This window comes from Rhodococcus sp. LB1, assembly GCF_001583455.1.
Taxonomy (GTDB): Bacteria; Actinomycetota; Actinomycetes; order Mycobacteriales; family Mycobacteriaceae; genus Rhodococcus_F; species Rhodococcus_F opacus.
The window spans coordinates 1-10,292 of the sequence record NZ_LTCZ01000018.1 but is presented as its reverse complement, the minus strand read 5'-3'; the positions used below and the strand labels follow the sequence as shown (position 1 = coordinate 10,292).

At 69.9% G+C, this 10,292-nt stretch carries 12 protein-coding genes; 1 reads left to right on the top strand and 11 read right to left on the bottom strand.

Features of this window, described 5'->3' with window-relative positions; translation table 11 throughout:
- From uvrC to rpe, 7 genes are all read right to left on the bottom strand, one after another.
- Window positions 1-1,102: excinuclease ABC subunit UvrC (uvrC, locus tag AZG88_RS04220; RefSeq protein WP_063886774.1), on the bottom strand; the 1,102-nt coding region annotated here is incomplete at its 3' end.
- Between the two features lie 68 nt (window positions 1,103-1,170).
- Window positions 1,171-1,623, bottom strand: coding sequence for a PH domain-containing protein (locus tag AZG88_RS04215; protein ID WP_005241776.1), 453 nt, complete (start codon window positions 1,621-1,623; stop codon window positions 1,171-1,173).
- A gap of 13 nt (window positions 1,624-1,636) precedes the next feature.
- A complete protein-coding gene (gene ribH, locus AZG88_RS04210) occupies window positions 1,637-2,128 on the bottom strand; it encodes a 6,7-dimethyl-8-ribityllumazine synthase (RefSeq protein WP_005241766.1) in 492 nt (163 codons plus the stop codon).
- Complete coding sequence (locus tag AZG88_RS04205) at window positions 2,125-3,378, bottom strand: bifunctional 3,4-dihydroxy-2-butanone-4-phosphate synthase/GTP cyclohydrolase II (RefSeq protein ID WP_009480441.1); 1,254 nt, start codon at window positions 3,376-3,378, stop codon at window positions 2,125-2,127. Before AZG88_RS04205 ends, ribH begins: the two co-directional genes overlap by 4 nt.
- An 80-nt stretch (window positions 3,379-3,458) precedes the next feature.
- Window positions 3,459-4,067: a riboflavin synthase gene (locus AZG88_RS04200; RefSeq protein ID WP_061044158.1), complete on the bottom strand. Its 609-nt coding sequence runs from the start codon at window positions 4,065-4,067 to the stop codon at window positions 3,459-3,461.
- Window positions 4,068-4,078: 11 nt separating this feature from the next.
- Window positions 4,079-5,131, bottom strand: a complete 1,053-nt coding sequence (gene ribD / locus AZG88_RS04195; RefSeq protein WP_005241759.1) for a bifunctional diaminohydroxyphosphoribosylaminopyrimidine deaminase/5-amino-6-(5-phosphoribosylamino)uracil reductase RibD — start codon at window positions 5,129-5,131, stop codon at window positions 4,079-4,081.
- Between the two features lie 29 nt (window positions 5,132-5,160).
- Entirely contained in the window at window positions 5,161-5,844 is a 684-nt protein-coding gene (gene rpe / locus AZG88_RS04190; protein ID WP_005241758.1) for a ribulose-phosphate 3-epimerase, read from the bottom strand.
- A gap of 58 nt (window positions 5,845-5,902) precedes the next feature.
- On the opposite strand from rpe, the gene AZG88_RS04185 reads away from it, so the two are divergent.
- Window positions 5,903-6,241, top strand: coding sequence for an MmcQ/YjbR family DNA-binding protein (locus AZG88_RS04185; RefSeq protein ID WP_005241757.1), 339 nt, complete (start codon window positions 5,903-5,905; stop codon window positions 6,239-6,241).
- 61 nt (window positions 6,242-6,302) lie between these two features.
- On the opposite strand, the gene AZG88_RS04180 is transcribed toward AZG88_RS04185, so the two are convergent.
- The 4 genes from AZG88_RS04180 to AZG88_RS49505 form a co-directional block, all read right to left on the bottom strand.
- Entirely contained in the window at window positions 6,303-7,160 is an 858-nt protein-coding gene (locus AZG88_RS04180) for a mycofactocin-coupled SDR family oxidoreductase (protein WP_005241756.1), read from the bottom strand.
- A gap of 128 nt (window positions 7,161-7,288) precedes the next feature.
- Complete coding sequence (locus AZG88_RS04175) at window positions 7,289-8,716, bottom strand: RsmB/NOP family class I SAM-dependent RNA methyltransferase (RefSeq protein WP_061697019.1); 1,428 nt, start codon at window positions 8,714-8,716, stop codon at window positions 7,289-7,291.
- Window positions 8,713-9,636 (bottom strand): methionyl-tRNA formyltransferase, encoded by a 924-nt coding sequence (fmt, locus tag AZG88_RS04170; protein ID WP_061044163.1) that lies wholly within the window; start codon window positions 9,634-9,636, stop codon window positions 8,713-8,715. Before fmt ends, AZG88_RS04175 begins: the two co-directional genes overlap by 4 nt.
- Window positions 9,637-10,056: 420 nt before the next feature.
- The coding region (locus AZG88_RS49505; RefSeq protein WP_156517416.1) for a zinc ribbon domain-containing protein at window positions 10,057-10,292 on the bottom strand (236 nt) is incomplete at its 5' end.

Genomic DNA, 10,292 nt, shown 5'->3' with positions numbered 1-10,292 from the left:
CCGCGGATCCGCGGAGACCGCTGAGCCACTCCTGCACCTGCTCGGCGTCGGGCGGCAGCACGGGCACCAGGACCTCCCGCGGCACACCGCTGGTGCCGGCCTCCTGGTCGGTCGCGCCCGACAGCGCCGCCTGCTCACCGTAGAACTGGGTGAGGAACTGCTCGACGAGCAGCGGCAGGTCCGATCCCGCCTCGGAATCGACGCTGGCCCAGTCGATGACGTCACCCGCCTTCTCGACCACCCAACCGCGCTGACCGCGCACGCGGCCACCGCGGACGTGGAACACCTGCACCGCTGCCTCGAGCTCGTCGGTCGCGAACGCGGCGACGTCGGCGTCGGTGCCGTCGCCGAGCACGACGGCCTGCTTCTCGAGCGCGCGCCGCAACGCGCCCACGTCGTCGCGCAACCGCGCCGCCGTTTCGAAGTCGAGTTCTTCCGACGCCTCCTGCATCCGGGCCTCGAGCTGCCGGACCAGCTTGTCGGTGCGTCCTGACAGGAAGTCGCAGAAGTCCTCGACGATCTTGCGGTGTTCGGCCGCGGACACGCGTCCGACGCACGGCGCGGAGCACTTGTCGATGTAGCCGAGCAGGCAGGGCCTGCCGATCTGGTTGTGACGCTTGAACACCCCGGCCGAGCAGGTGCGGGCAGGAAACACCCGCAGCAGCAGGTCGAGGGTTTCGCGGATGGCCCACGCGTGCGAGTAGGGCCCGAAGTAGCGGACACCCTTGCGCCGGGGACCGCGGTAGACGAACAGGCGGGGGTATTCCTCGTTCAGGGTGACCGCGAGAACCGGGTACGTCTTGTCGTCGCGGTAGCGGACGTTGAACCGGGGATCGAATTCCTTGATCCAGTTGTACTCGAGCTGGAGGGCCTCGACCTCGGTGCTCACCACGGTCCACTCGACGCTGCCGGCCGTGGTCACCATCTGGCGGGTGCGCGGGTGCAGCGTCGAGACGTCGGCGAAATAGGAATTCAGCCGTGATCGAAGACTCTTCGCCTTCCCGACATAGATGACCCGCCCGTGCGGATCGCGGAACTTGTACACCCCCGGGTCGACCGGAATGGTTCCGGTCGCGGGGCGATATGTCGAAGGATCGGGCACCCCTCCACGTTAGTCGGCGCCACCGACCAACCCCGCATCCGCGACGTCGCGGAGGGGCGACGCCCGGTTCAGGACGGTGCGTACTCCGACGCGAGTGCGCGGAAGCGGTCGACGGCGTCCACGGCGTATTCGCGATCGTTCGACTGGATGGCCATCACGGCCAGGTATTCGTCGTCGGGCAGCTCGATCCGGGCCCACGCCGCGCCGTCCGGGAAGGACAACCCCTCGTACAGGTCCCAGTCGACGATGCGCTCCCCGAGGACGTTGCGGACGGCGATGCCGCGGGGCCCGACCCGCAACCTGGGCCGGGTCAGCAGCAGGACGGCTGCCGCGAGGAGGCAGCCGATGCCCGCGAACGCCAGCTGGTCGGCGAGCCGGAAGTACACGCCCGTCGAATCGCCGCGCAGCAGGATTGCGAACGTCACATGCACGACGACGAGAAGAATCGCCACACCGATCGCGTATCGACGCGACTTGCGTGGCGTCGCGACGAGTGTCCACTCGGATTCGGGAGTGGTCATGGATGGATCCGGATCATACGAAGGACTCCTCGGCGCGGCGCAGTCGCGCCAACGTGACAGCGGTGTCGAGCGCGGCCGCGCACGCCTGACCGCCCTTGTCCTCGACGGAGCCGGGCAGGCCACTGCGGTCGACGGCCTGCTGCTCGGTGTCCGTGGTGAGCACACCGTTCCCGACCGGGGTGCTCTCGTCGAGCGAGACCCGGGTCAGACCGGCCGTCACGGCGTCGCAGACGTATTCGAAGTGCGGCGTCCCGCCGCGGATCACGACACCGAGCGCGACGACGGCGTCGTGGGTGCGGGCCAGGGCCTGCGCCACCACCGGAAGCTCGATGGCACCGGCGACGCGGACCAGCGTGACGTTCTTCACGTTCGCCTCGGCCGCCACCCGCTGCGCGCCGGCGATCAGCGCCTCGGAGATCTCGGCGTGCCAGCTGCCGGCGACGATGGCGAGCCGGAGGTCGCCCGCCTCACCGAGCTGCAGCTCCGGCAGTCCCTCACCACTCACAGCATTTCTCCTGCTTCGAAGTCGTCGAGCCCGATCAGGTCGTGGCCCATGCGGTCGCGCTTCGTGCGCAGGTATGTCAGGTTCTCGGCGTTCGCCCGCAGCGGCATCGACACCCGCTCGGTGATCTGCAGCCCGTAGCCGTCGAGCCCGACCCGCTTGGCCGGGTTGTTGGTCAGCAGCCGCATCGAGGAAATACCCAGATCCACCAGGATCTGCGCGCCGATGCCGTAGTCGCGGGCGTCGGCGGGCAGGCCGAGCTCGAGGTTCGCGTCGACGGTGTCCGAACCCGCGTCCTGCAGCTGGTAGGCCTGCAGCTTGTGCATGAGGCCGATGCCCCGGCCCTCGTGTCCGCGCATGTACAGGACCACACCGCGACCCTCCTGCGCGACCATGTCCAGGGCGGCGTCGAGCTGGGGCCCGCAGTCGCAGCGCAGCGAACCGAACACGTCGCCGGTGAGGCATTCGGAGTGCACGCGCACGAGCACGTCGCTGCCGTCGCCGTCCGGGCCGGGCAGGTCGCCGCGGACCAGGGCCACGTGCTCGACGTCGTCGTAGATGCTCCGGTAGCCGACGGCCGTGAACTCGCCGTGCCGGGTGGGGATCCGCGCGGACGCGACCCGCTCCACGTGCTTCTCGTGCTTGCGGCGCCACGCGATGAGGTCGGCGATCGAGATCAGCGCGAGGTTGTGGTCGTCGGCGAAGACCCGCAGCTCGTCGGTCTGGGCCATGTGGCCCTCGTCCTTCTGGCTGACGATCTCGCAGATCACACCTGCCGGCCGCAGGTCCGCCATCCGGGCCAGGTCGACGGCGGCCTCGGTGTGGCCGGGACGGCGCAGCACGCCGCCCTCCTTGGCGCGCAGCGGCACGACGTGGCCGGGCCGGGTGAAATCCTGGGCGCCGCTGGACGGGTCGGCCAGCAACCGCATGGTGGCGGCGCGGTCGGACGCGGAGATGCCGGTGCCGATGCCTTCGCGGGCGTCGACGGTCACGGTGTACGCGGTGCCGTGCTTGTCCTGGTTGGTGGCGTACATCGGGGGCAGGCCGAGGCGGTCACAGTCGGCGCCGTCGAGCGGCACACAGAGATAGCCGGACGTGTATCGAACCATGAAGGCAACCAACTCGGGGGTGGCTTTCTCCGCCGCGAAGATGAGGTCTCCCTCGTTCTCGCGGTCCTCGTCGTCGACGACGACGACTGCCTTGCCTGCGGCGATGTCCGCAACGGCGCGCTCGATACTGTCGAACCTGGTCACGTGCTCGGTCTCCAAAGTCTTGACTTAGGCATCTTCGAATACAACGGATGCATCCGTGGGATGCTCCTCAACAGTACGACTCAGCGGCCGGCCGCTTGCAGCCGCTCCACATACTTCGCGATCACGTCGACCTCGAGGTTGACGGGCGTCCCGACGGACGCCGCCCCGAGCGTGGTCAGTTGCAGCGTGGTCGGGATGAGCGAGATCTCGAAGTATTCCGCGCCTCGTTCCCCGCCGAGCGCCGAGACCGTCAGCGACACACCGTCGACCGTGATCGAGCCCTTCTCCACGACGTACCGGGAGATGGCGTCGGGCAGCGCGATGCGCACGACCTCCCAGTTCTCGGACGGGCTGCGGCTGATGATGTGCCCGGTGCCGTCCACGTGGCCCTGGACGAGGTGGCCGCCGAGGCGGCTGTTCAGGGCGGCGGCCCGCTCGAGGTTGACGCGGCTGCCCACGTCGATCTTCTGCAGGCTCGACCGGTTCAGCGTCTCCTGCATGACGTCGGCCGTGAAGGAGCCGTCGGCCAGTACCTCGACGACGGTCAGGCACACCCCGTTCACCGCGATCGAATCACCGTGTGACGCGTCGGAAGTCACGACCGGACCACGCACGGTGAACCGTGCGGCGTCGGCCAGTTCCTCCTTGGCGACGACCTCACCCAACTCTTCGACGATCCCGGTGAACACTGTGGCTTCTCCTACGTTTGGGGGCTGTCAGGGTTTTCGGACACTGCTGGAACCAGACTCAACAACAAATCGGGGCCGATTGTTTCGACCGACTCGTGACGGAACCGCAGCGCACCGTCGATCGTGTGCACACCCGCGTCCGCGACCGCGGACCTGCCGGCGCCGAGGACCAGCGGCGCGAGGTACGCCTGGATGCGGTCGACCCGGCCCGCGGCGAGGAACGCGCCCGCCAGCCGGGGCCCGCCCTCGAGCAGCACATCGGTGTACTCGGCGAGTGCGGCGAGGACCTCGTCCACGTCGTGCGTGCGCAGCAGCAGGGTCGGCGCAGAGTCGTCGAGGACCCGGGCGTCCGCCGGGATGTCGCCGAGTCCGACGACGACGCGCACCGGCTGGTGAGCCGCGAGCGACCCGTCGGGCATCCGGGCGGTCAGCCGGGGGTCGTCGGCCAGCACAGTCCCGGTGCCGACCACGATCGCGTCGAGTTTCGCCCGGTCGGCATGGACGCGTTCGCGGGCCTCGGGACCGGTGATCCACTGGCTGGTGCCGTCGGCGGCGGCGCTGCGCCCGTCCAGGGTGGCCGCGTACTTCCAGGTCACGTGCGGCCGACCGGTGCGCTGCCGGTGCAGCCAGGCCCGGAGCGGCCCGCGTTCGACGTCCTGGGCCCGCAGCCCGGACGTCACCTCGACCCCCGCCGAGACAAGGGTTTCCGCGCCGCCCGCGGCCTCGGGGTTCGGATCGCCCACCGCATAGTGCACCGCGACCACACCGGCATCGAGGAGCGCCTGCGAACACGGCCCGGTCCGGCCGTGGTGGTTGCACGGTTCCAGCGTGACGACGGCGGTGCCGCCGCGGGCGGCGTCACCCGCCTCCCGCAGTGCGACGACCTCCGCGTGCGGACCGCCGGGAGGCTGCGTCATCCCGACACCGGCGATGCGCCCCGCTGCGTCGAGGACCACCGCGCCGACCGCCGGATTGGGGCTGGTGAATCCGCGCGCCGACTCCGCGGCACCGATGGCGATCTGCATCGCGGCGTCGAGGTCCGCAGCCGAATTCTCGTGCCGCACGTGGGAGTTCACGATGTGCCGGAGCGCCGTTACCGCGACAGGCTCAGGTGCGGTGACGCCTTGGCGGCGCTGGCGCGCAGGGCGCGGACGGCCTCCGCGGGATCGCTCGTGCCGTAGACGGCGGACCCGGCGACGAAGCAGTCGACGCCCGCCTCGGCAGCGGCCTCGACGGTGTCGGCGTTGATGCCGCCGTCGATCTCCACGACCAGCCTCAGCTCACCCGAGTCGACGAGCCGGCGGACGGCCTTCGCCTTCGACAGCACCTCCGGGATGAACGACTGACCGCCGAAACCGGGCTCGACGCTCATGACGAGAAGCGTGTCGAAATCCTTCAGGATCTCGAGGTACGGCTCGATCGGCGTTCCGGGCTTGACGCTGAGACCGGCCTTGGCGCCGGCGGCGCGGATGTCCCGGGCCACGGACCGGGGGTCGTCGGTCGCCTCCGCGTGGAACGTGACGTTGTGCGCGCCCGCCTCCGCGTAGGGCGGCGCCCAGCGGCCGGGGTCGTCGATCATGAGATGGCAGTCGAGCGGGATGTCCGTCGCCGCGAGCAGGCTCTGCACGACGGGAAGGCCGAGCGTCAGGTTCGGCACGAAATGTGCGTCCATCACGTCGACGTGCAGCCAGTCGGCACCGGCGACGGCATCCGCCTCCTCGGCGAGACGCGCGAAATCGGCAGACAGAATGGACGGTGCGATCATCGGGGTTGCCACGCGCCGCAGTTTAGTCGTACGCGTGCCGGGGCCGGGTCCCGCGGTCCATACTGGGCTCATGCCGACCTGGACGGACGTCGTGGCGATCGGTGCGTCCCTGCCGGAGGTGCAGGAGAGCACGTCGTATCGCACTCCGGCGCTGAAGGTGGCGGGCACGTTGCTCGCCCGGTTGCGGGCCGAGTCGGACGGGGGCCTGGTGGTGATGTGCGACCTCGACGAGAAGGCGGCCCTGCTGGCCCAGGGCGCGCCGTTCTACACCACTCCGCACTACGACGGACACGGTTCGATCCTCGTCGACCTCGAGAACGTCGACGTCACGCAGCTGACCGAGTTGCTGCAGGACGCCTGGCGGATCAAGGCACCGGCGAAGCTGCGCAAGCTGTTCGACCAGACCTGACGAGAATGGCGAGGGCCCGGGCGGCGCCCGCACACCGGCCCGGACCCTCATCGGATCGGCGTCAGACGCCGAGCTTGAGGCCCGCCCCCGCATCGACCCGGAGCTGCTGGCCGGTGACGAACCGGGACTCGTCGGACGACAGGAACACCACCGCGTGCGAGATGTCCTCGGGCTCGACCCACGGGGTGGGCATCGCCTGCATGAACGGGAACGTGACCTTCGCGTCCTCGGCGGTCGGGTTCTCGAGGTCGGGGCGGAACGTGCGGAACATCGGAGGGCTCTGCAGCATGTCCGTGTTGCAGTTCGTGGGGTGGATCGCGTTGACGCGGATGGACTTCGGGCCCAGGGTGAGCGCGAGCGAGTTGGTGTACGTCCACAGCATCTTCTTGGCGAGACCGTAGCCGTCGCCGCCCGGCCCCTGCAGGGCCTGCTGACCGTTCAGGCCCGTCTGCGGGACCAGCCCGGCCACCGATCCTGTCGCGATGATCGACGCGCCGGCGTCCAGGTGCGGAAGGGCCGAGTGAATCGTGTTGATCACTCCGACGAAGTCGACGTCGAACGCATCGACGAATCCCTCGACGGGCACGTCGCTCCCGAGGGGCGCGATCCCCGCGTTGGCGACCACGACGTCCAACCGTCCCAGCGTCGCGACCGCGGCGTCGAGTTCGCGTTGCAGTGCCGCGCGGTCGCGCACGTCCACCTTGGCGGTGACGACCCGGCGCCCCGCCTTCTCGACGAGCCGTCCCGTCTCCTCGAGGTCGGCCTCGGTCGCCAGCGGGTACTCGTTGGATGCGATGTCCTCGCAGAGGTCGAAGGCGATGATGTCGGCGCCCTCGTCGGCGAGATGCACTGCATGACTTCGACCCTGACCCCGCGCCGCTCCCGTGATCAGAACGACCTTCCCCGCTACCCGATTCATCTGAAGTCCTCCACTCGCATCGTGACGTACGTCTCTGTCGCGAGAAGAATTAGAACACGTTTCACCTTAAAGTGAAACAGGTTCTACCGAAAGTCGGGCAGATGTCCAGGTAGCGGGGAGCGACCGCCCTACGGCTTGCGCAACGCGGCCATGAACATCGCGTCGGTGCCGTGCCGATGCGGCCAGAGCTGGACGGCCGGACCGTCACCCAGACCCGGCACCCCGGGAACGAGTTCACGCGTGTCCAGCGCCGTGAGCCCGTAGCGGCGCACCGCGTCCGCGACCACGGCCACCGTCTCGGACAGATGCGGCGAACACGTCGCGTAGAGGATCACGCCACCCGGACGAACCAGCCGGGCGGCCGACGCCAGGAGTTCCCGCTGCAGCTTCGCCAGACCCGCCACGTCCGACGGCTGCCGGCGCCACCGCGCCTCCGGGCGTCGGCGCAGCGCACCCAGTCCGGTGCACGGCGCGTCCACCAGGATCCGGTCGTACCCGCTCTCCAACCCGGGATCCCGGCCGTCGGCGACGTGCACGTCGACCGGCAGTTCCTTCGTCGTCTTGCGGATCAGGTCCGCGCGGTGCGCCACCGGCTCCACGGCGTCGAGGCGTCCGCCCTCGATTCCAGCGAGAGCGCCGAGCAGGGCAGCCTTGCCGCCCGGACCCGCGCAGAGGTCGAGCCAACGGCCCGCGTCCGGTCCGTCCAGCGGTGCCAGCGACAGCGCCCGGGCGACGAGCTGACTACCCTCATCCTGCACTCCGGCGAGCCCCTCGCGGACGGCGTCGAGCAGCCCCGGGTCGCCGCCGTCCAGATAGACCGCGTATGGCGAGTACCGCCCCACCTCGCCGCCGGTGGCGAGCGCGAGTTCCTCCGACGAGATCTCCCCGGGGCGGGCGACGAGATGCACCGCCGGCCGGGCGTCGTCGGCGACGAGGACGTCCTCGAGTTCCCCGGCGTCGGCACCGAGCGCGTCGGCGAACACCTGGGCGATCCACGTGGGATGCGCGTGCGCGAACGCCAGCCGCCCCACCGGATCGGCCGGGGCGAGGCGCTCCACCCATTCCGCCTCGGACCGCTCCGACACCCGGCGCAGCACCGCGTTGACGAAGCCCGCCTTCCCCGGACCGGCCTCCGCGCGCACGAGATCGACGGAGGTGGCGACGGCGGCGTGCGGGGCGACGCGGGTACGGAGTAGCTGGTAGGCGCCCAGTTGGAGGACGTCGAGGAGCGGTCCGTCGATCTCGGCGATCGGCCTGCCGGCGCAGTCGGCGATCACGGCGTCGAGGAGCCCACGGGCACGGGCGGCGCCGTACGCCAGTTCCGTGGCGAGGGCGGCGTCGCGTCCGTCCAGGCGCCGCTCACGCAGCAGTCCGGGCAGCACCAGGTTGGCGTAGGCGTCGCGCTCCCGGACGGCACGCAGCACGTCCCTCGCGGCGAGCCGCGGCTGGTCTAGACCGGACTGCGATGCGTCGGGGCGGCGCGCCTGGCGGGGACGGTTGTTGCGGGCCCCCGAGCCGGACTGGCCGCGACGTGCGGGCCTTCTCGATTCGCTCACTGTGCCCGTACCTCCGCGTCGAGTCGTGCGCCTCGCGCCCAGTCCAGGGCGGCCATCAGTTTCTTGCCCTGCGGCTGGATGCGGTCGAGCCGCACCGCCACCGTGGACGTGCCGATCAGGAATCCGGACCTGGTCACGGAGATCTCCCCCGGCTCCAGTCGCTCCTCCGTCGGAGTGACCGGGCCGACCTTGACGCGCAGGTCGCCGATGGTGGTCCAGGCGCCGGGCGCGGGGGTCACCGAGCGGACGTGCCGGTCAACCACGGCAGCTGTTCTGTCCCAACGGATCCGGGCCGCCTCGACGCTCACCTTGGGCGCGTGCGACACTCCGTCGGCCGACTGCGGGACCGCGGTGATCGCGCCGTCCTCGATCCCGTCGAGAACCGACTCCAGGAGGACCGCACCGCTGTCGGCCAGGCGCCCCAGCAGATCCCCGGCGGTATCGGTATCGCGGATCCTCTCGGTGACCACCCCGTAGACCGGCCCGGTGTCCATCCCCGCCTCGAGCCGGAACGCACTCGCGCCGGTCATGTCGTCGCCCGCACCGATCGCGGCCTGCACGGGGGCTGCCCCGCGCCACGCCGGCAACAGCGAGAAGTGCAGGTTCACCCAGCCGTGGGCCGGGATGTCGAGGACCTTCTGCGGCAGCAGCGCCCCGTAGGCGACGACAGGCGCGCAGTCGGGTGCGAGGTCGGCGAGACGCGCCAGGAAGTCCGGCTCCGAGGGCCGCTCGGGAGTCAGCACCTCGATGCCGTGGGAGTCGGCGAGTTCACCGATCGGTGAACGGACCACCTTGCGTCCGCGGCCTGCGACCGCGTCCGGGCGGGTGATCACCGCCACGACGTCGTGGCGCGGCGAACGGATCAGGCGTTCGAGCGAGGGAACAGCGGGCTCGGGGGTTCCGGCGAAGACTATGCGCACGTCGGCGACCCACACGACGGACGGTGGACCGCTGCGCGGGCCGAAACGATACTCACGAAGAAAGCTCCCCTTTGATCGACGATGTGCGACCAGTCTAGGGAGTCGACCCCGGGCCATAACACTCGGCGAACAGTCGGCGAATCGTTTCCGCAGAACCGCACACAGCGACGGTGGACGGGTATTGACCGTTCTGAGGCCGGCGCGAACGGTCGGGCCGGTGTCCCGTTTTCGAACCTCTGGAGGTAACGATGGCAGGAATTGAAAGTAGGTTCGACAGGGCGCACGAGACGAAGCCCATCGAAGAACTGGCCGGTGCCCGCCGCCCTGCAGGGCGTGAGCGATTCCGATGCCGAACATCTGGTTCAACATCAAGACCATCAACTACCCGGTCCTGAAGGACGCGGGTTTGCTGCTCACGTTCTAACTGGCTGCTAGAGGGGTGGCTGCTTTAGGCACGGTTGATTGGGCGGCCCGGTAGTTGTTGTGTCCGAGTGCGGCAATGTTGGCGGCGGCGTTATGGTCGGCGTGCCCGGTCCATCCGCAACCGCGGCACCGGAAGACCGCTTGACTGTACCTGCTCGCGCTGTCGCAGTGCCCGCACTGGTGGCACGTTTTACTGGTGTTGCGCGGGTTGATCACCTGTACCGGCAGTCCTG